At 47.2% G+C, this 23795-nt stretch carries 24 protein-coding genes; 9 read left to right on the top strand and 15 right to left on the bottom strand.

Translation table 11 applies throughout. The annotated features are described in order from the left end of the window. Window positions 1-21: 21 nt before the first annotated feature. The 4 genes from LLH06_RS12300 to LLH06_RS12285 all read right to left on the bottom strand — a co-directional run bounded on the left by LLH06_RS12300 (window position 22) and on the right by LLH06_RS12285 (window position 4436). Window positions 22-660: a DUF4412 domain-containing protein gene (locus LLH06_RS12300; protein WP_228169585.1), complete on the bottom strand. Its 639-nt coding sequence runs from the start codon at window positions 658-660 to the stop codon at window positions 22-24. A gap of 39 nt (window positions 661-699) precedes the next feature. After that, window positions 700-2820, bottom strand: coding sequence for a ComEC/Rec2 family competence protein (locus LLH06_RS12295; RefSeq protein ID WP_228169584.1), 2121 nt, complete (start codon window positions 2818-2820; stop codon window positions 700-702). 54 nt (window positions 2821-2874) lie between these two features. Next, window positions 2875-3744 carry a DUF808 domain-containing protein gene (locus tag LLH06_RS12290; RefSeq protein ID WP_228169583.1) on the bottom strand — a complete coding sequence of 290 codons (870 nt, stop codon included), beginning with the start codon at window positions 3742-3744 and terminating at the stop codon, window positions 2875-2877. Window positions 3745-4100: 356 nt separating this feature from the next. Further along, window positions 4101-4436: a MerR family transcriptional regulator gene (locus tag LLH06_RS12285; protein WP_228169582.1), complete on the bottom strand. Its 336-nt coding sequence runs from the start codon at window positions 4434-4436 to the stop codon at window positions 4101-4103. Window positions 4437-4587: 151 nt separating this feature from the next. Here LLH06_RS12285 and LLH06_RS12280 point away from each other — a divergent pair, with 151 nt between their 5' ends. Next, window positions 4588-5574: a D-alanine--D-alanine ligase gene (locus LLH06_RS12280; protein ID WP_228169581.1), complete on the top strand. Its 987-nt coding sequence runs from the start codon at window positions 4588-4590 to the stop codon at window positions 5572-5574. A gap of 658 nt (window positions 5575-6232) precedes the next feature. Here the strand turns inward: LLH06_RS12280 and LLH06_RS12275 are convergent. From LLH06_RS12275 to LLH06_RS12255, 5 genes are all read right to left on the bottom strand, one after another. Next, a complete protein-coding gene (locus LLH06_RS12275; protein WP_228169580.1) occupies window positions 6233-6532 on the bottom strand; it encodes a hypothetical protein in 300 nt (99 codons plus the stop codon). Window positions 6533-6557: 25 nt separating this feature from the next. Further along, entirely contained in the window at window positions 6558-8471 is a 1914-nt protein-coding gene (locus LLH06_RS12270; protein WP_228169579.1) for an AMP-dependent synthetase/ligase, read from the bottom strand. Window positions 8472-9056: 585 nt separating this feature from the next. After that, window positions 9057-9383 carry a HesB/IscA family protein gene (locus LLH06_RS12265; RefSeq protein WP_228169578.1) on the bottom strand — a complete coding sequence of 109 codons (327 nt, stop codon included), beginning with the start codon at window positions 9381-9383 and terminating at the stop codon, window positions 9057-9059. A gap of 156 nt (window positions 9384-9539) precedes the next feature. Further along, a complete protein-coding gene (iscU, locus tag LLH06_RS12260) occupies window positions 9540-9953 on the bottom strand; it encodes a Fe-S cluster assembly scaffold IscU (protein WP_157539333.1) in 414 nt (137 codons plus the stop codon). 121 nt (window positions 9954-10074) lie between these two features. Next, window positions 10075-11286, bottom strand: a complete 1212-nt coding sequence (locus LLH06_RS12255) for an IscS subfamily cysteine desulfurase (protein ID WP_228169577.1) — start codon at window positions 11284-11286, stop codon at window positions 10075-10077. Between the two features lie 333 nt (window positions 11287-11619). Between LLH06_RS12255 and LLH06_RS12250 the strand changes: the two genes are divergently transcribed. The 4 genes from LLH06_RS12250 (at window position 11620) to prmA (ending at window position 14830) form a co-directional block, all read left to right on the top strand. Next, complete coding sequence (locus tag LLH06_RS12250; RefSeq protein ID WP_228169576.1) at window positions 11620-11868, top strand: type B 50S ribosomal protein L31; 249 nt, start codon at window positions 11620-11622, stop codon at window positions 11866-11868. A 66-nt stretch (window positions 11869-11934) separates the two neighbouring features. Beyond that, the gene (locus tag LLH06_RS12245) at window positions 11935-13119 is read left to right on the top strand and encodes a putative sugar nucleotidyl transferase (RefSeq protein WP_228169575.1); all 1185 of its coding nucleotides are present in this window, start codon (window positions 11935-11937) and stop codon (window positions 13117-13119) included. Window positions 13120-13132: 13 nt separating this feature from the next. After that, the gene (gene tpiA, locus LLH06_RS12240) at window positions 13133-13897 is read left to right on the top strand and encodes a triose-phosphate isomerase (protein ID WP_228169574.1); all 765 of its coding nucleotides are present in this window, start codon (window positions 13133-13135) and stop codon (window positions 13895-13897) included. A gap of 75 nt (window positions 13898-13972) precedes the next feature. Continuing rightward, window positions 13973-14830 carry a 50S ribosomal protein L11 methyltransferase gene (gene prmA, locus LLH06_RS12235; protein WP_317206677.1) on the top strand — a complete coding sequence of 286 codons (858 nt, stop codon included), beginning with the start codon at window positions 13973-13975 and terminating at the stop codon, window positions 14828-14830. 405 nt (window positions 14831-15235) lie between these two features. On the opposite strand, the gene LLH06_RS12230 is transcribed toward prmA, so the two are convergent. Together LLH06_RS12230 and LLH06_RS12225 are read right to left on the bottom strand one after the other, a co-directional pair. Further along, window positions 15236-15877 carry an NAD(P)-dependent oxidoreductase gene (locus LLH06_RS12230; protein WP_228169573.1) on the bottom strand — a complete coding sequence of 214 codons (642 nt, stop codon included), beginning with the start codon at window positions 15875-15877 and terminating at the stop codon, window positions 15236-15238. Between the two features lie 41 nt (window positions 15878-15918). Continuing rightward, complete coding sequence (locus LLH06_RS12225) at window positions 15919-16326, bottom strand: RrF2 family transcriptional regulator (protein ID WP_228169572.1); 408 nt, start codon at window positions 16324-16326, stop codon at window positions 15919-15921. 217 nt (window positions 16327-16543) lie between these two features. On the opposite strand from LLH06_RS12225, the gene LLH06_RS12220 reads away from it, so the two are divergent. Next, on the top strand, window positions 16544-17899 hold the full coding sequence (locus LLH06_RS12220; protein WP_228169571.1) for a UDP-N-acetylmuramate--L-alanine ligase: 1356 nt from the start codon (window positions 16544-16546) through the stop codon (window positions 17897-17899). A gap of 77 nt (window positions 17900-17976) precedes the next feature. Beyond that, window positions 17977-18318: a helix-turn-helix domain-containing protein gene (locus LLH06_RS12215; RefSeq protein ID WP_158826323.1), complete on the top strand. Its 342-nt coding sequence runs from the start codon at window positions 17977-17979 to the stop codon at window positions 18316-18318. 440 nt (window positions 18319-18758) lie between these two features. Here the strand turns inward: LLH06_RS12215 and LLH06_RS12210 are convergent, their stop codons facing one another. The 3 genes from LLH06_RS12210 to scpB form a co-directional block, all read right to left on the bottom strand. Then, window positions 18759-19880: a GNAT family N-acetyltransferase gene (locus LLH06_RS12210; RefSeq protein WP_228169570.1), complete on the bottom strand. Its 1122-nt coding sequence runs from the start codon at window positions 19878-19880 to the stop codon at window positions 18759-18761. Window positions 19881-19964: 84 nt separating this feature from the next. Beyond that, window positions 19965-20165: a hypothetical protein gene (locus LLH06_RS12205; protein ID WP_228169569.1), complete on the bottom strand. Its 201-nt coding sequence runs from the start codon at window positions 20163-20165 to the stop codon at window positions 19965-19967. A 121-nt stretch (window positions 20166-20286) separates the two neighbouring features. After that, on the bottom strand, window positions 20287-20847 hold the full coding sequence (scpB, locus tag LLH06_RS12200) for an SMC-Scp complex subunit ScpB (protein ID WP_228169568.1): 561 nt from the start codon (window positions 20845-20847) through the stop codon (window positions 20287-20289). Window positions 20848-20955: 108 nt separating this feature from the next. Here scpB and LLH06_RS12195 point away from each other — a divergent pair, with 108 nt between their 5' ends. Both LLH06_RS12195 and LLH06_RS12190 read left to right on the top strand, forming a co-directional pair. Then, complete coding sequence (locus tag LLH06_RS12195; RefSeq protein WP_228169567.1) at window positions 20956-21648, top strand: ferritin-like domain-containing protein; 693 nt, start codon at window positions 20956-20958, stop codon at window positions 21646-21648. A gap of 33 nt (window positions 21649-21681) precedes the next feature. Continuing rightward, on the top strand, window positions 21682-22593 hold the full coding sequence (locus LLH06_RS12190) for a ferritin-like domain-containing protein (protein ID WP_228169566.1): 912 nt from the start codon (window positions 21682-21684) through the stop codon (window positions 22591-22593). A 69-nt stretch (window positions 22594-22662) separates the two neighbouring features. Here the strand turns inward: LLH06_RS12190 and LLH06_RS12185 are convergent, their stop codons facing one another. Next, on the bottom strand, window positions 22663-23787 hold the full coding sequence (locus tag LLH06_RS12185; protein WP_228169565.1) for a CofH family radical SAM protein: 1125 nt from the start codon (window positions 23785-23787) through the stop codon (window positions 22663-22665). Window positions 23788-23795: the final 8 nt, after the last annotated feature.

Below are 23795 nucleotides of genomic sequence, written 5' to 3'. Positions count from 1 at the left end.
TTTAGTTTTCAAAAGAATGGCTTATCTGCCGCCGCTCATGGCGCTCAGGTCGGTCATCGTGATCTTATCGAAACCAGCAGGGATACCGAAAGTACCAGCAGGTGCTTTAGTATCAGTGATACTCTTGAGGGTGTTGGTCACGTTTTGGCCACGTTGAGTGATCGTGAATTGTACCGGGAAACCACCGCATTTTGCATATAATTGACTGTAAGCACTTGCCGGTGCACTGATGTCGTTAGTTACCCATGCATCAAATGAAGTATTGGTCTTGGTGTCCTTAGCTACAACTTTTTTGCAGTTGAAACCAGCGATCTGCTTGGTCTCGGTGCCAGGAGTGAAGGTAAAACTTGGCAGTTTTGACATGATGTCTTCCAATTCGCCAGGGCTGGCAACAGCAGCTTTTTTGATGTTAGCTACAGGAACATCGACCAAAACGGCCATGTACTCGTCTTTAAAGCCCAACACTTTAATGTTGGCCGGACCTTGTTGCATTACCGTAGCTGATGAATCGCCTTTGAAATATACTTTGGCCTCTAATGTTTGACCGCCTGCACTACCGGTATAAGTAGCCAAACCTTCGGTGTAGTTTTTTTGTGCGCTGGCACTCAGGGCCAGGGTGCTTAGGGCAACACCCATCGCAACGGTGAAAAATCTATTCATGATGTTATTTATGTGCTTGAATCAAATTAAAGGTATAAATTATTCTTTAGATAGCGTTATCAGGGCTTTGTTACGTCGTAATAAAAATAAATTCACGCCGGCACTGTCGGCCTGATGTTTTAAACGCTCGCTGCGCTGTTTGCTGGTATTAGCATCAGCTATCAAACGCTCAAAGCGGTAGTTACGCAACAGGGGTGCAATATCGGTATGTGGGTTATGCGTCAACAGGATGTCGTTCACCGTTAGTTTGTTAGCTATGACCATTTTTTGCAGCAAAGGTTCAATCAGTAGTAGAGTTCTTTTTTGGAACTGGATCAGCGGACCCCTTTTTTGCAAGTACGTCGTCTTTAGGTCTGCAGATAGTGGCACCGCCGTCATTCGCTCAACGCCGAGACTATCCAAACAAGGGCGGATGCTGTAATTGAACTTCTTGTCGGTAGGGAGCAGGTCACTTACCACAACGGCTTGGTCCCGCGTTTTAAATATGATACCGGTGTTCTTTTTAAGGTTGAGATAGATCAGCTGGTCATGTTGCTGCGAATTGATCGCTTTCCAACTCAAGCTGGTACAAAGTACAAGTAAGCAGGCCACACCGCTAAGTAATTGGTATGGTCGACGATAAGTGATGTACACGATGAGCAATGTGATCACCAGGTATAGCAGCAGATGTTCGGCGCCATTAAGCCAAAGTTTACCCCAACTGGCGAAAGGTAAGTGTTCGATATAACTTAATATGGCGTTCATGAACAAGATCAAATGCTCGAGCAAGTATGCGAGCCAACCGCTGAGGGTGTGAATGGCCGGGAAGAAGGTCGTGAGCAAAAACGCCAGGCCTACCATCATGATCGCTTCCGATGGAAGTATGATAAGCAGGTTACTGATCAGGAAGTATACCGGGAACTGGTGGAAATAATAAATGCTTAGCGGGAAGGTGACCAGTTGCGCGGCAAGTGAAGCAGAGCATAAGTACCACAGTTTTTTTAGCCACTTGTTCTCCACTTCCCAAGGGTCGGCGATCACCGGCTGCACAGCCACCAAGCCGAACACCGCAAGGTAAGACAACTGAAAGCCAACATCGGTGATGAGCAATGGGTCATAAACGAGCAATACAAATGCCGAAAAGCCCAGCATGTTCAGCGCATGCACTTGCCTTGATCCGGCCTTGCCAATGATCAGCATACTCAGCATCAGCGCAGCCCTGCACACGGCAGGTGACAGGCCCGTAAGTATGGCATAAGCCCAGACCAGGGTGACGGATAGCACCGCGTTGAGCAGCTTACCGTATCGGTGATGCTTAAACGGACGAAGCAAGAAGCTGATCAGTACAAAGAAAATCGCCACATGTGCACCGGAGACCGACAGCACGTGGATAGTGCCGGTCTTAGAGTAAGCCTGAAGCACATCCTCGCTTAGGTCGGCTTTATAACCAAGCAGCAAAGTGCTCGCAATGGCGGCGGCTTGCTGGTCATGAATGTACATCTTCATTGACCTTACCAGCCGCTGGCGCATGTTCAATGCGAAAGCGACCATCGGGTTACCAGTATCGTGTTCGATGATACGCAAGCCTGTCCTTGTAATGAAAGCCTGATGGTAGATGTTCTGATGGGCCAGATAGCGTTTGTAATTGAATTCAGCCGGGTTAAAAGGCGGATCAATGGGCTTATAGATAGCGGGTATGACCAACTGATCGCCGTAACGCAATAAGTGGCTGTTGCTGTCGGCTGCCAGGGTAAGCAGCATTTTGCCGGTAGCAGGATGTTGAATGGTCCGGGGATCTACCGTAGCTTGTACCTGAGCCACCATACGGGTGTATATCCCTTTTTGGCGCGGTTCGTCGGTGATACGTACGATCATGTATGCAGCGTTCGTTCGGGAGAAATGATCAGTGGAGCTAAGCTGGTCATGCTGTCGCATCACATACCATCCGCCGCTAATGAGCAGGATGTTCAATAACAGGCCACCTATCCAAGGCCATCGGTGAAGCTTCGCAGTATCGTAAAGTAAGCCCGATCCTAAGAAGAGCACTGCACTGATCAGCAAGGTCGCTTCAACAAAGCTGTCAACATTGGGAGAGACCGGCCACAAGCCCAAAATGATACCCGCCACAAAAGGCAGCAGCCAGTAGAAAAGCGGTATCTCACTTTTTTGAATGCGGAGCATGCGAGCAGGTCGGTCGGGTAAGTTGCTCCTAAGGTACGATTATCGGCTCAATAGCTATGCAGCTGGCTTCACCGTTTTATACAACCATTTACCGGCCATCACTAAAGCTACGGTGATCAGTCCGCCGGCAATGCCCAGCAGTAGGTCTTTCAGGAACGATGGAAGAGAAGGCAACAAATGATGAGCATACTCAATGTTATGCGAGAAGATGCCGCCCGATACCAGGATAAGGGCTATGGTACCCACTACACTGAGTATCTTGATGATCACCGGCAGCGCTTTCACCAATCCGTTACCTACGCTTAGCAGCATGCCCTTGTTATTGCCCAATTTGATAAGTTTATAACCGGTATCATCCATCCTTACGATGATGGCCACGATGCCGTACACACCTACGGTGGCTAATATAGATACGATAGAAACCGTCAATATTTGAGTAGTAAGGCTGCTATCGATAACAGAACTCAAAGCAATGATCACGATCTCGATCGATAAGATCATGTCGGTAGTGATGGCCGACCTGATCTTGGTCTTTTCGGCGTCCTGGTCGTCCTGTCGCTCGGCGATCACTTCGTGGCCGGCCTTATTGCGGTGGAACAAGAACTCGATCACTTTCTCCACGCCTTCGTAAGCCAGATAAAATCCGCCCAGCACCAATACGATCTTGATCGCAATGGGAAAGAAAGCGTTAAGCAGCAACACGATCGGAACGATGATGAGCTTGTTCAGGAAGGAACCCTTGGTTATAGCCCATAATACCGGCAACTCGCGGGAGGACAAAAAACCGGTGGCTTTTTCGGCGTTAACGGCAAGGTCGTCGCCCAATATGCCGGCCGTTTTACCGGTCGCCACTTTGGTGGCCACGGCAACATCGTCCATTAAAGCGCCAATATCATCCAGTATCGCAAAAAAACCTGAGGCCATGTTATTGTTGAGTAGTTGTAAGGATCGAAGATAGAAGGTTGTTTTGGGTTTGAGGAAGGAAAGGGAAAATAAGTGGATAGTAGGGCCACTTGCTCGTTCTGGACCTATCGCTCGGTGACGCTCATTGCCGCTAAGGCTACTTTTTCTGTCTTGAAACAAAAGAAGCAAAAATTCAAGTCAGCCCGATCCCTGCCACCGCACTGGCCTGCTCCCGGCCGGGCGTGCTGACAGGCCACCGTTTATTGTTTAATTGCGATCGCCACGCTACGCTCACAATAACCCATTGAAGTAGATCAGTAACTGATCTACGCGTGCAGCTACCATGCTACGCTCGCAAGGCATGCGATTGATATTACCTACAACGCGTCCCTCACCTCTAACAGGAACTTCTTTAGGTTCTCCAGGGAGTTGAGAATGGTTTGCTGATCTTTTACCTCGTTGGTGTTGCTCTTCATGTGGTCTTTTGCGCCTTGGATGGTGAAGCCTTTGTCGCGCACCAGGTGGAAGATGATCTTGAGGTTCTCGATGTCCTCGGTGGTAAAATAGCGGTTGCCTTTTTTGTTCTTTTTGGGCTGCAGTACATCAAATTCCTTTTCGTAGTACCTCAGCAACGAATGGTTAACGCCGAACATGGCCGTAACCTCGCCCATGGTATAGTACATTTTGTTGATGTCGCGTTCTTTATAAGGCATTTTGCAAATATATGAAAAGCCCCACCCAAACCCTCCCCGGAAGGGAGGGCTTTTGAAAAAAAGTAATTGGTTCTATAGTCTCCCCTCCCGAGGGAGATTTAGAGGGGGCTTCCGTTGGCTTTGGATGGGGCTTTTTATATATTTGACCATCATGAGCAAAAAGAACATTGCCCTTTTAGCTGGTGGCTACACTGGCGAATACGAGGTATCGATCAATAGCGCCAAGAACATAGCGGCTAATCTCGATCCCGAAAAATATAATGTATACACTATTTTGATCAACCGCGATCAATGGATCCATCAGGCCGAAGGTGGCCAGGTGATCAATGTGGACAAGAACGACCTGAGCCTGACGCTTAACGGCAACAAGATCAACTTCGACATGGCCTTCATCACCGTACACGGCACCCCGGGCGAGGATGGAAAGCTACAGGGCTACTTGGATATGATCGATATTCCATATAATACTTGCGATGCCACCACATCGGCCATCACCATGAATAAGGCCTATACCAAGGCATTGGTACAGGGCGTACCGAACCTGCACACGGCCAAGTCGGTCAAGTTGTTCAAAAGCGATATGCATGATGTAAGCACTATCGCTGCCGCGCTTAAGTTCCCGCTATTTGTTAAACCTAACAACGGTGGCAGCAGCGTAGGTATGAGCAAGGTGCACAATGTGGCCGAGCTGCCTGCGGCGTTAGATAAGGCGTTTCATGAAGATGACCAGATCCTGGTCGAGGAGTTCATCAAAGGCCGAGAGTTCAGCCGGGGTATCGCCCGTTTGAAAGGCAGGCTGGTGGTATTACCGGCCACCGAGATCAAGAGTTCGAAAGAGTTCTTTGATTATGAGGCCAAATATACGCCTGGTATCACCGAAGAGATCACACCGGCCGATCTGCCTGAAGATAAGAACGAGGAGATAGCCGCTATACTGACCGAGGTCTATTTACGTCTGAACTGCCGTGGCATGGTGCGCATCGATTTCATCCTTGACGAGCACACCGACGACTTTTATTTCATTGAGGTGAACACTACGCCCGGTCAATCGGCCAACAGCCTGATCCCACAACAAGTACGAGCCGCAGGTATGAGCGTGCCTGAATTTTATGGCGATATCGTAGAGGGAAGTTTTTAAGGAAGTAGGAAGTTATAATATATTTTAATTGCGAAAAGCGGTTTTGGGGCAAGTAAATGCCTGCTTATTCTTTATCAATCTGTTTAATTCTGGATTGAACAGATTCCAAATTTTTATATGGCGGAAAAAGATTAACCGCCTTTTCTGGGGCGAGGAGGCTCGGGTGAATCTCTACGTTTTTACTAATCAAATCAGACATACTTGATATAGAGAGCTTCAAACGTTCTAAATTTTCCTTATCATCGTCCGAATAATACTCTTTAGCGATTGCCGCAGCTTCGATTGCAATCAATGAATCAATCTGCCGTTTTGCACCTTCTCGGATGTTTTTTAGGTGTTCGTTGTTATTGTCTAACGAAGCGACAAATTGTTCGGCTATTTTAGCTTCGGCATATTTTTTTCTAATTACCGCCCCAGCCCAGGCTATAGAACCAATTAAAAAAACAGCAATCGACGATCCGACAGCAATATCAATCCATAATGATCCGTTGTCAAAATTTAGTATTTCTACTTTTCCATTGATATCGTTATTAGTTATCGGTAATGAAATTGATTTTTTTAATAAGTCGAATGTTTTTGAAAGTTCATCAAAGTCCTTTACATCAGGTAATTTTATACTGATAAAATCTTCTCCTGTAACAGGAGGTATTCTTTCATTTCAAGAGTCTAAAAGGTTTCTTAATCCTAATTTTAACAAGGATATATTATCTGATAAGAACTTATGCTCATGTGATGTGATTGAAAGAATGTCAGATGTATTTGCATAAATTGGGTGCTGCTTTAGCACTTTTATGACTGAATCTAAAACCCCTGTTTTTTCAATCTCTGTTAATGCAATTCTAAATCGAACAAGATTATCAATACTATAAACGCCGGTACTTTGATTATACTTAAGCGATGTGTCATTTATATAGGGTAAATATTCACTTATTATATTAGCAATTTCTCTTAGTCTCATAGACAAATATATTATTTATTGCCTTTCAGTCCGCATCCACTTCCTGAGAGTACATTTCATCAATGTCTTGCGCATACTTCTTCTCGATCACTTTGCGTTTGGCTTTCATGGTCACGGTCAGTTCGCCCTCTTCCATGCTGAACGGGTTGCGTTTGACCTTGAATTGCTTGATCCGCTCAAATTTGGCCAGTTCGTTACTCAGCTTGCGGATGTCCTGGTTCAGCCAGTCAATGATCGCTGGGTCATCAACAAAGGCCGATGGCTGAGCGAACCAGTCCTCCTTAAGGGCAAAGTTCTCTTGCAGTAATTCTTTTGGCGGTACCACAATGGCGGTCACGTGTTCGCGTGCATCACCAATAATGAATATCTGCTCGATCTTAGGGCTCTTTAAATAAGTATTCTCGACCGGGGTAGGATAAATGTTCTTGCCGTAAGCGTTCACCAGCATATTTTTCAACCGGTCGGTGATCTGCAAGTAGCCCTTATAAAAACGACCAATGTCCCCGCTATGGAACCAGCCATCCTGGTCGATCGCTACGCTGGTCTCCTCGGGCTTGTTCCAGTATCCTTTCATTACGGCCACACCTTTAATGATGATCTCACCCTCTTCGGAGGTGAAGTTGGGGTCAACGGTATCATGGGTACGTGCGGCATATATCTTTTTGGTCTCGATGTCTTGGATGGCGATCTCGGAGCCGGGCAATACGCGACCGGCGGTGCCGTACACTTGGCGGTCAAATTCGGTGACACATACCGGGCCGGTGGTCTCGGTCAAGCCATAACCTTCCAACACGGGTATGCCCACATTACCGAAGAACTCACCCACATTTTTTGGCAGTGCACCACCACCTGATATCAGAAACTTCAGCTTCCCGCCGGTCTTTTCTTTGATCTTGCTGAATACCAGTTTTTCGGCCAGTTTACGCTCATAGCTCAGGATCATGCCTGGTCGTTTGCCGCTCTCCAACGTTTCGCGGTGCTTTTTACCAATGGCGAACGACCAGTTGAATATCTTGGTCTTTAAGCCGCCAGCGTCGGCGCCGTTCTTCATGGCTTTATCGTGTATACGCTCCAGCAGGCGCGGCACGCAATTCATGATCGTGGGCTGAACCTCTACCATGTTGCGGGCCAGCATCTCCAGGCTTTGCGCAAAGGCAATTCGGCAACCGGCACCCATACAAATATAGTAGGTAGCGGCCCGCTCAAATACGTGCGACAGGGGAAGGAACGATAAAAATGTATCGTCCTTCTCTACGTTCGATATCTGTTTTAGCCCGGCCCAAACCGTTTCCACAAAGTTGCTATGCATCAGCATCACCCCTTTAGGCGTGCCGGTAGTGCCCGATGTGTAGATCAGGCACGACAGATCGGACGGAAGTATAGCTTCCCGGCAGCTATTGATCTGCGCCATGTATTGGGCAACCAAATTGCGGCCTTCGGCGATGACATGTGTGAGGTCAACGATGCCGGCGTTGAGATTAGCCTTTTCGGTCAGCTTTTGGTGGTCGTCAAACGCCGGAATGATGCGGATGAGCGACGGGCAATTGTTGGCCACCTTCATTACTTTGCGTAGGAGGAAGTGCGTGCCCACCAGTAAGGTCTTCAAGCCTGAATCATTGATGATGTACTCGGTCTCGGCCTCGGTCAGGGTAGGGTAGATGGAGGTATTCACGGCACCTATCTGTTGCAGCGCCTGATCAAAGTAAATATATTCCGGACCGTTCTCGATCACCAGACCCACGCGGTCGCCTTTTTGTATGCCGATGTGCAGTAACCAGGCCGATATAGCATCTATGTATTCAATGGCTTCGCGATAGCTGATATCTACCCATTTACCGTCGTTCTTATGTGTCAAGAACGTGTGCGTATCAGGGTGGATGTGAGCAACGATATGGCGTATAAGTTGTGGAACAGTGGTTGGTCTATTAACCGTACTCATTAAGTTTATGTTAGGCTATAATTAAAACAAACTTAGCTTAACTTGGATAGATATACAAGCGGATATTGTGAAGGTAAAGCAGGTGAGGAATAGTATCGAGGGTAAAATGATGCCATGCCGTACTCAGCGAGCATTTAGGATCAAAGCTCCCTATACCGTTGTCATGCTGAACTTGTTTCGGCATCCATCATGCAAGGTATATATCTTGGATGTTGTAAACCAGTCCTGAGAGATGCCGATATGCATCGGCATGACGGGTGTGGTGGAGTAGTGTCATAGGGATAACGTCATGCTGAACTTGTTTCAGCATCCCTCATGCAAGGTATACATCTTGGATGTTGTAGACCAGTCCTGAGAGATGCCGATATGCATCGGCATGACGGGTTGGTTGGAGGTTAAAAGAGTAAGGTCATGCTGAACTTGTTTCAGCATCTCACATGCAAGGTAGACAATTTGTAAATTCTCCAACTATCCTGAGAAATGCCTATATGCATCGGCATGACGGAGGATATTAGCTGTCTAAAATTGCTAAAACAAAAAAAGCGCTACCATAAGGAAGCGCTTTTTTTGTATGAATATTCTCTGTTATACCGAGAAGCTTTCGCCGCAACCGCAGGTACGGCTGGCGTTAGGATTGATGAAATTGAAACCTTTGCCGTTCAAACCATCCGAAAAGTCTAATTCGGTCCCAGCCAGGTACAAGAATGATTTCATGTCCAGGGCGATACGCAGACCTTTGTCTTCAAAGAATTGGTCGCCCTTTTTCTCTTCATTGTCAAAGTCCATGTTGTAAGACAGACCTGAACAGCCACCACCTTGTACCGATACGCGTAGAAAGTACGACGCATCCAGGTTAGCATCCTGCATCAAGTGATCGATCTTATCTTTTGCTTTATCTGTTACGGTAACCATATCTTTCGTTTAGTATTAAGTAGTAGGTATCGAGTATCAAGCCATGATCCGCTACTACCAATGATGTCCTTAGTTGATCAAGCAACGGTCAGATATCAATGCGCTTATCATAAAGAAAGGTCTTGATACTTGATACCAGCTACTTGATACAAAAGCTTAGTGGTGCGATTTTTCCAGTTCGATAGGAGCTAAGCCATTCTTAACGCGGTAATCGTTAATGGCAGCTTTGATAGCGTCCTCGGCCAGAACCGAGCAGTGGATCTTTACCGGTGGAAGTGCAAGCTCCTCAACGATGTCCATGTTATCGATAGCCATCGCATCGTCGATGCTTTTTCCTTTTAACCACTCAGTAGCTAATGATGAAGAGGCGATAGCCGAACCGCAACCAAAGGTCTTGAATTTAGCATCGGTGATCACGTTGTTATCATCTACCTCGATCTGCAAACGCATCACGTCGCCGCACTCAGGTGCACCAACAAGGCCGGTACCCACTTTGTGGCTGCTTTTATCTAAAGTACCCACGTTGCGCGGGTTGGTGTAATGGTCAATTACTTTATCTGAATAAGCCATAGCTTTATGTTTTAGTTATGTGTTGCCGGGTGTCAATTGCCTGAGACCGGTTATTATTGTTATATCTAATTTTATGCCAGTCCTGGGATCCCGACATCGGGCATCAGAACTCAGCGATTTCTTAGTGTTCTGCCCACTCGATAGAGTTCAGGTCGATACCCTCTTTGAACATTTCCCACAGCGGAGAAAGGTCACGCAGGTGTGTAACGGCCTTTTTGGTCACCTCGATCGCATAGTCAACTTCCTCTTCGGTAGTGAAACGACCCAAGCCAAAACGGATAGAAGAGTGTGCCAGATCGTCAGACAAGCCTAAGCTTTTCAGTACGTATGATGGCTCTAAAGAAGCCGAGGTACAAGCTGAACCTGATGATACCGCCAAATCTTTCATAGCCATCATCAAACCTTCACCCTCTACATATTTGAAAGAGATGTTGGCCACATGTGGTAAGCGATGTTCTTGATTACCATTCACATAGCTTTCTTCCAGTACGGTAAGAGCAGCTTGTAATTTATCACGCAAGGCTGATAAACGTGCAGCTTCGCTGTCCATCTCTAAACGGGCGATCTCGCATGCTTTACCTAAGCCAACGATACCCGGAACGTTCAGCGTACCCGAACGCATACCGCGCTCGTGACCGCCACCGTCCATTTGGGCAGTAACTTTAACACGTGGTCCTTTACGGCGTACGTACAATGCACCAACACCTTTAGGGCCGTACATTTTGTGAGCCGAAAGCGCCAGCAGGTCGATACCGTCAGCATTTACGTCGACAGGGATCTTGCCAACCGCTTGGGTAGCATCGGTCATAAATAAAGCACCATGTTTGTGAGCGATAGCGGCTATCTCTTTAACCGGTTGGATAACGCCGATCTCGTTGTTACCATACATGATCGATACCAGGATGGTCTCGGGGGTCATGGCGGCTTCCAGTTCGGCAAGGTCGATCAAACCGTCCTCTTTAACACCAATGTAGGTCACTTTACCGCCCAGCTTTTCTACGTGCTTGCAGGCATCCAGTACGGCTTTGTGCTCGGTAACCGCAGTAATGATGTGGTTGCCTTTATCTTTGTACATCTCGAACACACCTTTGATGGCCAGGTTATCTGACTCGGTAGCGCCCGATGTAAAAATGATCTCTTTCTCGCTGGCACCTATCAGTTTGGCCACCTGCTCGCGGGCGTAGTCGACACCCTCTTCGGCTACCCAGCCAAAATGGTGGTTACGGCTTGCTGCGTTACCAAATTTCTGCGTGAAATAAGGTATCATAGCTTCCAGTACCCTTGGATCCATTGGGGTGGTAGCATTATTGTCTAAATATATGGGAAGGTTCATATCCGTATGATTACAATACAAATGTAAGCATTCTTTTATAGTTAATATAGACCACGGCAGTAGAGTGCGTCATGTTTTTGCCATTTTAGGGTGGGGGGAATAATGAGTGGCTAAGTTGTGAGTGGTTAGTTGTTGTAATGGCGATACTAATTGCAAGATTGTGAACTGTGCGACCATTCACCGCTCACCGCTCACTACTCACCACTCACCAGATCAACCACTTAACCATTATCCCACTCACCCTTCACCACTCACTAAAAATATTTCCCCCAACTATTTCTACTAATAAAATATTCGCTATATTTGCACCTCTTTTGAAAGGAAAGTATATAAATGAAGAAAGAACTGCATCCCTCGAACTATAGATTAGTGGTTTTTAAAGACATGTCTAACGACTACTCTTTCATCACTAAATCATGCATCGATACCCGTGAGACCGTTAAATGGGAAGACGGTAACGAATATCCACTGGTTAAATTAGAGATCTCGCACACCTCGCACCCGTTCTACACCGGTAAAATGAAACTGGTTGACACTGCAGGTCGTATCGATAAATTCCGCAGCCGTTACGCTAAGAAGTAATATTTTAGCACAAATAATATTGAAAAGTCTCCTGATACCTCAGGAGACTTTTTTATTTTTGGCCCCATGCCTCTGATCTTATTTGACGATAACGCACATCTTACCTTAAGGCCATTAACGTTCACCCGGCCGGTGGCCGATCTGCGGATAGGCATCCTCACCATAGCCGAGAAATGGGCTAAACATCTAAACGATACCTTCTCGTTCCATACCCAGCCTTACCTGCAGGGCAAATTCCCCGTGCAGGTGGCTCAGCATAACATCTTCATTAACGGTTGCATTTGCCCCGATGAGCACCTGTTAGAGGCCATCAGCGCTCTCAACACCGGCGATGCCCTGTATCATCATGATCAGTTGGTGGCCGTTAAGTTGGACGAGAGCGATGCCAAAAGCTTTGACCCGATGGCCTCTTTCGGTACCATTAAAAAGCATGAGCATCCGGTAGTGAGCGTTCATCGCCCCGAAGACATCTTCCGTAAGAACGACATCGAGTTGAGGCGCGATTTTCAGCTGCTTACCAGGAGCCGTACCAGCGCTACCATCAGCAGTACTAACGTGATCCTGGGTGATGATTTTTTTGCGGAGGATGATGCTGTTGCCGAATGCAGCACCTTTAACACCAAGAACGGCCCGATCTATTTAGGCCGCAACAGTGAGGTGTGGGAGGGTACGCATGTACGCGGCGCACTGGCGCTGTGCCACGATTCGCAGATCAAGCTGGGTACCAAGATCTATGGCGCTACCACTATTGGCCCACGTTGCCGCGTGGGAGGCGAGATCAACAACGCCGTGCTATGGGGGCATACCTCCAAAGGGCACGAGGGCTACTTAGGTAACTCGGTGCTGGGGGAGTGGTGCAATATAGGGGCCGACTCCAACAACTCCAACCTCAAAAATAATTACAGCGAGGTAAAGCTTTGGGACTATAGCACGGAACACTACCGCCGCACAGGCCTGCAATTTTGCGGACTGATCATGGGGGATCACTCTAAATGCGGCATCAATACCATGTTCAATACGGGTACCGTAGTTGGCGTGAGCGCTAACGTTTACGGAGCAGGCTATCCGCCTAATTTCGTTCCTGATTTTAGCTGGGGCGGGGCCGATGGATTTGAGCTGTACCGCATGACAAAAGTTTATGAGACCGTAGAGCGCGTATATTCACGCCGCGAACTGGTGCTTGACGATACTGAAAAAAAACTACTGCAAGACATATTTGACCTTACACGATCATTCCGATCGTTCCATTAAAAACAACTGAAAAATGAGAAAAAAGATCGTTGCCGGAAACTGGAAAATGAACCTTGATTATAACGAAGGACTTTCGTTATTCTCGGAGATAGCCAACATGGTAAAAGACGAAGTGACCGGACAGCAACAAGCCGTGATCTGTTCACCATTCATACACCTGCACAGCCTGGTGCAACTGGCCAAAGGATATGATAAGATCGCCGTTGGCGCTCAAAACGCTCACCAGAACGAGTCGGGTGCTTACACTGGCGAGGTGTCGGCCAAAATGATCCGTTCTACCGGGGCGGCTTACGTGATCTTAGGTCACTCAGAGCGTCGCCAGTACTTTGGTGAAGATAACCAACTGCTTGCCGCCAAGACCGATACCGTGTTAAAGAACGGCCTGAAGCCGATCTTCTGCATTGGCGAGACCCTTGATGAGCGTGAAGCTGAGCAGCACTTTGACGTGATCAAGACCCAATTACAGGAAGGCTTGTTCCACTTGTCTACCGAAGAATTTGGTCAGGTAGTGTTGGCTTACGAGCCGGTTTGGGCTATTGGCACCGGGAAGACCGCTACTGCCGAGCAGGCTCAGGAGATACATGCCTTTATTCGCGAGCAGATCGCCAATCAATACAACCAACAGGTAGCTGACGATACCACTATCCTTTATGGTGGAAGCGCCAACCCTAAAAATGCGCCAGAGTTATTTGCTCAGCCTGACATTGATGGTGGTTTGATCGGTGGTGCATCATTAAAATCGCGCGACTTTTTAGATATCGTTAAGGTTTTCAATTAATTGTGTTGCGAGGAGTGGGTTGCGAGTTACGGGTAAAGTACAACGCAGCGACCCGCAACCCGCTACTTGTAACCCGTGAACGATCATAACATGAACTATTACGAGCTGATATTTTCGCTGCATGATGCCGAGCCGCATCATCAGGACCTGTTGATCGATGAACTGTCGACCCTTGGGTTCGATACTTTTGAGGAGACCGAGAACGGCTTTAAAGCCTATGTCAAGACCGACGACTACGACCGCTCGGCCGTGGATGAACGTTTGGAGTTCTATAGCGATATGGTAAATTACACCTACGAGGTGAATCTGATCCCGCAAAAGAATTGGAACGAGCTGTGGGAAAGCAACTTCCAGCCGATAGAGGTGGATGGCAAGGTGCGTGTGAGGGCCACTTTTCATGAGGCCGACTCATCATATCCGCACGAGATCATCATCGATCCTAAAATGGCCTTTGGTACCGGCCATCATGATACCACTTGTTTGGTGATGCAGCTGATGCTGGAGAACGAGATGAGCGGCAAAAAGGTACTTGACATGGGTTGCGGAACAGGCATTCTGGCCATCTTGGCTGCCAAGTTAGGTGCAGCTGACGTGACAGCGATCGACTATGATATGCTGTGTTACAAAAGTACTTTTGAGAACACGGCGCTCAACCATGTCAAAGGCGTGCATATCATCTGCGGTTCTAAAGAGGAGATACCTGATGAAGAGTTCGATATCATCCTGGCCAACATCAACCGCAATATTTTGGTCGATCAGATGCAGCGCTATGCCGAGGTGCTTAAACCTGCCGGTGAGTTATACGTTAGCGGTTTTTATGAAAGCCCCGACCTGGCCATCATTAAGGCCGAAGCCCAAAGCCAGGGCCTTGAATATGTTACTCACAAGGCCAGCCCCGGTCATTGGACGGCAGCAAAATTCATTAAAGCATAAAAAAGGAGCGGCAACTTGCCGCTCCTTTTTTATGGCTTAGCCGCCTCAACAGTCATGCTGAACTCGTTTCAACATCCCTCACGCAAAGTGTACACCTTGCAAGGTCTCTACCTATCCGTGAGGTGCCGAAACAAGTTCGGCATGACGGGAGGGTTGGTTGTAAGATAAATAAACCATGTCATGCTGAATGTACTGAAGCATCCTATCCGCTGGACCAGTTCATGGTCTATATATCGCTTGTATAGGATCTTTCGCTCTCGCTCAGGATGACAAGTGGGCGAGTGTGTTGATCACCTATGTCATGCTGCACTCGTTTCAGCATCCCTCATGCAAAGCGATCCACTTGCATAATCTCAACCTATCCTTGAGAAGCTGAAACAAGTTCGACATGACCGTAGAGAACCTTTAATATCCCAAAGTGAACCTCTGCTTAATGAACTGGCCTTTCTCCAACTCATCGATCAGGGCTACGGCAAGGTCCTCTGCTGAAATATCGCTTTTGCCTTCAGCATTAAACACCGGTTCCTCAGTGCCCAGGCGGAATACCCCTGTGCGGGTGCCGGGGTGCAGGTTGATGGCCGGGCTTACAAAGGTCCAGTCCAATTCCTGTTCGTTACGTAATTCGGTCAGGTAGTCGCGGGCGGCGGTGGCGCCTGCCTTCCAATCGGCCGGGAACTGCGGCGAATCGACCAATTGCTGTCCATGGATGTATAAACTGCCGGCGCCACCCACGGTGATGAAACGTTTTACACCGGCCTTTTTAGCAGCTTCCTGAATAGAGCGCGAACCTTTTAAAAAGTCATCGTACAGGTTAGGGTTGGTCCACCCAGCATTAAAGGTACTGATCACGGCATCAAAGCCTACCAGCAACTGAGCCAGTATATCCGTGTCGTACACATCTACCGATTGTTTGATCAAATGCTCAGGTTCTACATCAAGCTTTGAAGGGTCGCGTGAGAATGCGGTTACCTCATGGCCGCGGCTCAATGCTTCGTTAACTACTTTGGGGCCTACAAAACCAGTGGCACCTATGATCGCTACTTTCATAATTGTAATTATTAATGTTACAGTTTAATTTAAAAAAATATCTATTCAAAACGTTTGTAGAAGGTATCGAGCGTTTGGGTGTTCAACCTGTCCCGAACCGCTTGCTGTACCTCATCATCCATCACCTTAAAATACCCATTGATCTGTTTACCGATAGTACAGGCCGGGTTGGGCATGTTACGTGCCTGGCCTAAAATGGCTTTTGGATCCACCGCATCATACACCTGCGCCATGGTGATCTGGTGGGCAGGCTTACCTAAATAGTAACCGCCGTTCTTTCCCTCTTTACTGGCCACCAGCCCGGCTTTGATCAATGCACTCAGTTCTTTACGGATCAATGCCGGGTTCACGTTCACACTTCCGGCCATGTATTCCGATGATAATAGCTCGCCCTGCGCTGCATAAAGCAAGGTAAGTATATGCACCGCTATCTGGAACCTTCCGCTCATTCTGTAATGTTGTTTATTACAGTACAAAGATAAGTAGTGTTCGGCCAAAAACTAAGTTTTTATGCGGTATGACAAACGAATTATAATTCTGCTAAAGGTTAATATGGCCGCATATAAAATTAACTTGTTTATATGCATTTTTAATAACAAGTTTATTTGAACACTTGCGGCTTTTTGCTTTTATTTGTGCAACACTTCTATTTTCTTTAAGCTTTACATGAGGGTACATTTTATAGCCATCGGTGGTAGCGCTATGCACAACCTGGCTATTGCGTTAAGTAAAAAAGGTTTTCAAGTCACCGGTTCTGATGATGTGTTATTTGAGCCATCCATCTCACGTTTGGCTAAACACGGCATATTACCTGAAAGTACCGGTTGGTACCCTGAAAAGCTGACCACCGACATTGACGCTGTGATACTGGGTATGCACGCCCGTATAGATAACCCTGAACTGCTTAAAGCGCAGGAGCTGGGTCTCAAGATCTATTCATACCCTGAATACGTTTACGAACAGTCGAAAGACAAACTGCGTGTAGTGATAGGAGGGAGCCACGGTAAGACGACCATTACCTCTATGGTACTGCATGCCTTACAAGCGGCCGGCAAAACTTTTGATTACCTGGTAGGCGCACAATTGGAGGGCTTTGATACCATGGTACAGTTGAGCGATGCTCCGCTGATCGTGATCGAAGGAGACGAATACCTGTCATCGCCCATAGACCGCCGCCCTAAATTCCATTTGTATAAGGCCAACCTTGCGGTGATCAGCGGTATAGCCTGGGATCACATCAACGTGTTCCCAACTTTTGAAGATTATACCGAACAGTTCGAGATATTCATCCGCACCATCGAGCCCGGTGGAAGCGTTTTCTATGCCGGTAACGATGAGGTGCTGAACAAGCTGATCGAAGCGAATAATTCACCGGTGACCAAGACCGCCTATCAACTACCCGAGTATGAGGTGGTCAATGGTATCACGTCGGTCGTTTACGAGGATAATAAATATCCGCTACAGGTGTTTGGCGAGCATAACCTGCTTAACCTCGAAGCAGCTCGCAGCATTTGCGGTGAGTTGGGCATCAGCGCTGCCGATTACTACAATAGCATGCTCACCTTTAAGGGTGCGGCACGCCGTTTAGAGCTGCTGGGCAAGAACGAGGTGACCAATATTTATAAGGACTTCGCGCATTCGCCATCTAAACTGAGGGCCACTATACAGGCCGTAAAGTCGCAGTTCCCGCATCGCGGATTGCTGGCATGTATGGAGCTGCATACCTTCAGCAGCTTGAACAAGGATTTTTTGAGCGAATATGCAGGTTGTATGGACGAGGCTGATACGGCCGTAGTTTTCATTGATGCGCAAACCTTTGTACAAAAAAAGATGGAGCCTTATGACGAATCGGTGGTCAAGAGCGCTTTTGACCGAGATGACTTGCTGTTCTTTAATGATCCTGATGCATTGAAGAGCTACATTTTAAGCCAGGATCTGACAAGCAAGAACCTGCTTTTGATGAGCTCTGGCAACTTTGGTGGTATCGACCTAAATGGGTTATCTAATGGTTTATTAAAATAAATAAAAGATAATTCATATATTCAAATATTATTGTAACTTTATTAACTATTGAGAAACCCCTATCCTTAAATTAAAAGATGAAAACACTGGGCAAAAAAATTAGACTATTGAGGCACCAAAAGGGTTGGAGCCAGGAAGATGTAGCCAAAAGACTTGATATCTCTATTCCGGCATTCTCGAAGATCGAGACCGGTATCACAGACATCAACCTGTCCCGACTGGAGCAAATAGCTAATTTGTTTGAGATGTCGGTAGTTCAGTTGCTGACCTTCAACGACGCTGAGTACGAGCAAAAGTACGTTAACGAGTTGGAGAACGTGAACAAGAAGCTGATGGACCGCGAGACCGAGGTGATCGATCTGCAGAAAAAGGTAATAGAGCTGTTCGAAGAATTACGCCAAAGCAAGGCAACAGCCTAAGCATACAAAAGCCGGTAAGTATTTAATATTTACCGGCTTTAATTTTACTATTTTTTCTTCTTAAGCAACCTTGATCGTGCTATAAGCATAAGATATCACATGTTGTGGTCACTTGCTCATTTCATCTCTCGATGATGGCGTTAAGTAAGCCGTTAATTTCCATGCTGAGTATCTACTTAGTGTATTGAGATGGTGTTACATTGATGTAACAGAATTCCTCAAATTTCCCCACTTTTGGTCGTTACGAATTTCATAAAAAACCAACTTTTTCAAAAAAAACAACAAAATGTGAGAATGTAACACCTTTTGTAACGCATTTAGGCCAAAATGTAACACTCAAATAACCGAGTATTTGTGTTCCAAAGCCGCGATGAGCATCTGATCAGCCTTCTTTTTACGAAAATGGCAGATCATTGTCAGTACTTCAAGTGGTAGACAGGCTACCTAAAGATGTAGCGCATGGTCGCATGCTTCTTGCCGAACACGCCACCCATCGCCTCATGCAGGGCGATCATCTTCTCGTTAAAATCGCCAACCCACGAGAGTTCCATCTCATCGTACTGTTTAAGCGAAAGCACATACTCTTTTAATTTAATGAACATTGCCGATTCAAGCCCGTGCTTTTGGAACTTGGTCTTGGTACCCATTACCACGGCCCTCATGCGGTTAACGCCTTTCCAGCGGTAGTACAAGAATTTAAGTTTGTTGATCAGCGTGAGTTTGCCGTTAAGGGTTTTGATCATTTGGTTGGCATCGGGCAGTACCACTACAAATGCCGCTGGCTCATTATCCACGTACGAAAACCAGATCAGGTTCTCATCCATGATCATCTTCATCTTACGAAAGGTCTCTAAGATGGTCTCCCGCTTGATAGGGACGAAGTTCTCAAAATCTCTCCAGGCATCGTTGTAGATCTCCATAAAATCGGCCGCGAACCGGTCGATCTCGCCTTTACGGAGGTGCTCAAAACGGTAGCCCGGCTTTTGCGACACCCAATTAGCTATCTTGGTAAAACGCTCAGGAAAAGGCTTATGCGCATCAATGTGGTTGGTGATCTGCTCGTACTGAGTAATGAAGCCATAATCATCAAAGAACTTTTTATAATACGGTGGGTTATAGTTCATACCGTATGACTGCGGCACAAAACCATCGATCAGTAAACCCCAAAACATATCGTTCTCACCAAAATTGATCGGGCCATCCATGGCCTGCATGCCCTGCTGCTGCAACCAAGCCTTGGCGGTATCGAATAATAAGAAGGCAGCCTTTTGATCATCTACGCACTCAAAAAAGCCCAAGCCACCGGTAGGTTGCTCGTAATTATAGGCCTTCTTCTCGTTCACAAAGGCAGCTACACGACCTAACGGCCGGCCTGCATCATCGGTCAGTATCCACCGCACGGCCTTACCGAACGCAAAGAACGGGTTTTTGGACGAGTCGAAAACCGCCTCAATATCGTTGTCGAGCGGGCATATCCAGTTCGGGTCATCACGGTAGATATACCGGGCCGTATCTAAAAAGGCGTTTTGGGTGCGTTTATCGGTTACTTGAGTAATGGTCATGGGCGATGTGGAAGGTAGCTAAATAAAAAAGCATCGCAGTACACGGTCCGCGATGCTGTAATTCAATATTTTATCATGATGATCTTAATAATCGTCGTCGTCGTCATCATCATCGAAGCGGCTGGCATTGTCGTAGTCCAGGTCTTCTAAAGTTTCGTCGTCAAGATCGTCAAAGTCGTCATCGTCATTAAAACGCTTCCGCTCAGCCGGATCATCGGCCGAGTCCTTTAATGATCCGCCCTTAGGGGAAGTGCTTGCGCTGGCAGTTTTTTTAGGCGTTTGCATGGGAGAATTTTTTGGTTTGATACTTTGTTCTGATGATAGGACTGGCCCATCAAGGTTGTCATCGTTAGTTCGTACCTCAAAAATAATAAAAGATCACTTGCAGTAAAAGTGCGCAAAAAAATTATTCCTGCTCATTTCCAATGCTATTTGCCGGGCTGCTCAGTTCGGCCAGGGCCGGGAGGTCGTTGATGCTGTTGATACCCATGTGGTCGGCAAAAAGATGGCTTGTAGCGTATAGTAGCGGTTTGCCTACCGTTTCGGCCTTGCCGGCGATCACGATCAGTTCCTTTTCCAGTAGTTTTTGTATAGAGTAATCGCAATTCACGCCACGTATCTGTTCTATATCAACTTTGGTGACGGGCTGCTTATAGGCAATGATGGCCAGGGTCTCCAAAGCCGCCTGGCTCAATTTCTTTTTCGAGCGCTGCATTTGCAACTGGGCGATCACCTGGTGATGTGCCTTTTTGGTGAGGAACTGGTAGCCACTGTTGATTCTGACACACTCTATGGCTAAAGAAGCGTCTGAATATCGTTTTTGAATGTTGGCGATAGCTTGCGTTACGTCGTCATCGTTCATTTCGATACCGTGAGCGGCCTGTAAACAATACATGATCTCTTCGGGCCTGATACCGTGTTCGGAAGCGAAGATCAATGCCTCGATATCCTGTTCTAAACCAGTCATTTTACAAAAGTAAACGAAATGTAAAGATTTTGCGAAAACCACGAAACTTAAAGTTCCGTACATTGTAGTATTAACGATCTAATAAACTTTTTATTAACTGATTTACTTATGAAAACAACAACACAAGATGAAGTTCTTGCTGGCAAAGGTATGCACAGACGTTCGTTCTTGAAGTTTGCCGGTGCAGGAGCTGTTGCCGCAGGTGTTTTAGCAACTGCAGCCTGTCATGATCCTTACGTTACTGCCAACGATCCAACATCCGTTGATCTTGGTACCGGTGACATTGCCGTATTGAACTATGCTTATGCTCTTGAGCAGTTAGAGGCAGCGTTCTACGTACAGGTATTAAGCTCACCTTACTCAGGCATCACTACCGAAGAGCGTAACCTGTTGACCGACATCCGTGATCACGAAGTGATCCACCGTGAATTCTTTAAAGCAGCTTTGGCCGGTAACGCTATCCCGGGCCTAACCCCTAACTTCTCGAAGATCAACTTCGCTGATCGTGCTTCGGTTCTGGGTGCTGCAAAAACTTTTGAGGACCTTGGTGTAGCTGCCTACAATGGCGTGGGTTACATGATCCAAACCACCGATTATTTAGTGTTGGCCGGTAAGATCGTATCGGTTGAGGCCCGTCATGCTGCGTTGATCCGCAACTTGTTAGGTCAAAACCTTGCCGATAGTACCATCCTTGACATGTCTACAGGTTTGGAAAAATCACAAACCCCTAAACAAGTTCTGGCGCAAGCCAACCAGTTCATTAGCGGTCTGCCGTTAGCTTCACCAGCTTTAGGCGCCTGATCCGATAACCTCAATAAATAAGAATTTACAGTCATGAATTTACTTAATTTAATATCAGATATACAGGCGGCAGATCCAGAATTTGCAGACAGGGTAAGCCCGCGCCGTTCGGCCATCAAGAACATCACCAGCTTTGGTTCAAAAGTAGCGGTTGCCGCCTTGCCATTCGCATTTAGTACCTTGTTCAAGAAAGCCTACGGTCAATCAGCCAACCCTTCGGTAAATGATGTGTTGAACTTTGCATTGACCGCTGAGCTGACCGAAGCTTGTTTTTATAACACTGCGGTAGCTCGTGCCGGTGAGATCGGTATCCCATCAGGTGACCTTGATGCGATCAAATTGATCCAGGCCGATGAGAACAACCACGTTAACTTCATCAAATCGGTACTGACCGACGCGAACGTATCAGCAGCTAACAAAGCCCGCTCTACCAACGCGATCACTACCGGTACCGTATCAGCAAGCTTCGACTTTTCGGGTGCTAAAGGTGCTGGTAACGGCCCGTTCGCTACTGTATTCAGCAGCTATCCGATCTTCCTGGCAACCGCTCAGGCATTTGAGGATACCGGCGTACGTGCATACAAAGGCCAGGCAGGTTTCCTGAAAGGTAACCAAGTGGTACTGACCGCTGCTTTGAACATTCACTCAGTTGAGGCTCGTCACGCCGCTTACCTGCGTCGTTTACGTACCCTGCGTGCATCAAGCTCAGTAACTGCCGACTTCCGCCCATGGATTACTGGCGACGGTACTACTGCAAGTGCGATCACCGTATCATCAGCTGCTACTGCTGCAACTAACCCGATATACGCTAATGATAACCAAACCTCACAAGCTGGTGTTAATTTAACGTCATTCGGTAGTGCGAAAGCTGCTTCAGAAGCATTTGACGAACCATTGACCAGCGCTGACGTGGTGAACAATATCCTTGTTAACTTCTTACGCTAATCGAAGTTCAATATAATAAAAAAGCGGCGATGCCTGATGGTATCGCCGCTTTTTGTTTATGTAGATGGATCAATAATTGATCACCTGTTCTTCCAATTGTTCAGGCATCTCGCGCCAGTTGTAACGCTGGTCGCGTAGCTGCGGTTCAAAACCTGCTTCGAGGATGGAATTCTGGATGCCTTGTGCGGTAAAGCGGTGCGGTGCGCCCGCTGCGGAAACGACGTTCTCCTCGATCATGATCGATCCAAAATCGTTAGCGCCGGCATGTAAACAAAGTTGTGCTACCTGTTTACCTACGGTAAGCCATGAGGCCTGAATGTTCTTCACGTTAGGCAACATGATACGGCTCAAAGCGATCATGCGCAAATACTCATCGCCTGTGACGTTGTTGGTGATACCACGCACTTTACGCAGTAGTGTGCCATCATCTTGGAATGGCCATGGAATAAAGGCAGTGAAGCCGTAATTTCCTTCAGGTTTTTCTGACTGCACTTCACGGATCCAAACTAGGTGTTCAAAACGCTCTTCAATGGTCTCCACGTGGCCGAACATCATAGTAGCCGAAGTAGGCAAGTTGATCTTATGTGCAGCACGCATCACGTCCAGCCATTCCTTGCCACCGCACTTGCCTTTTGATATCAGGCGGCGAACGCGATCATTTAGGATCTCGGCACCCGCTCCTGGCAGGGAGTCCAGGCCAGCCTCTTTCATGGCACTAAGCACATCGATGTGGCTCATGCCTTCCAGTTTTGACACGTGAGCGATCTCGGGTGGACCTAATGAGTGCAGTTTGAGGTTAGGGTAGAGTTCTTTAAGTTGTTTGAATAGGTCAACGTAAAAGGCAAGGCCCAGATCAGGGTGGTGGCCGCCTTGCAGTAAAAGCTGGTCGCCGCCGTAACGGAAGGTCTCTTCGATCTTTCTTTTGTAGGTCTCAATATCGGTAATGTAGCTATCCTCGTGACCTGGGCGACGAAAGAAATTGCAGAACTTACAATTGGCAATGCAAACGTTAGTGGTATTTACGTTACGGTCTATCTGCCAGGTCACCTTACCGTGGGGCACCTGGATCTTGCGCAGCTCGTTGGCAACGTACATCAATTCAGGCGTGGTCGCGTGGTGGTATAGGTGAACGCCCTCTTCATGGCTCAAAAAGTCGAACCGGAGTGCGCGCTGTAACAGATCGGCAGTATTCATGCACAAAG

Origin of the sequence: Mucilaginibacter daejeonensis (genome assembly GCF_020783335.1) — a bacterium.
In the GTDB taxonomy this organism is placed as follows: Bacteria; Bacteroidota; Bacteroidia; order Sphingobacteriales; family Sphingobacteriaceae; genus Mucilaginibacter; species Mucilaginibacter daejeonensis.
The sequence above is the reverse complement of the archived record's forward strand: the minus strand, read 5'-3'. Positions and strand labels throughout refer to the sequence as shown.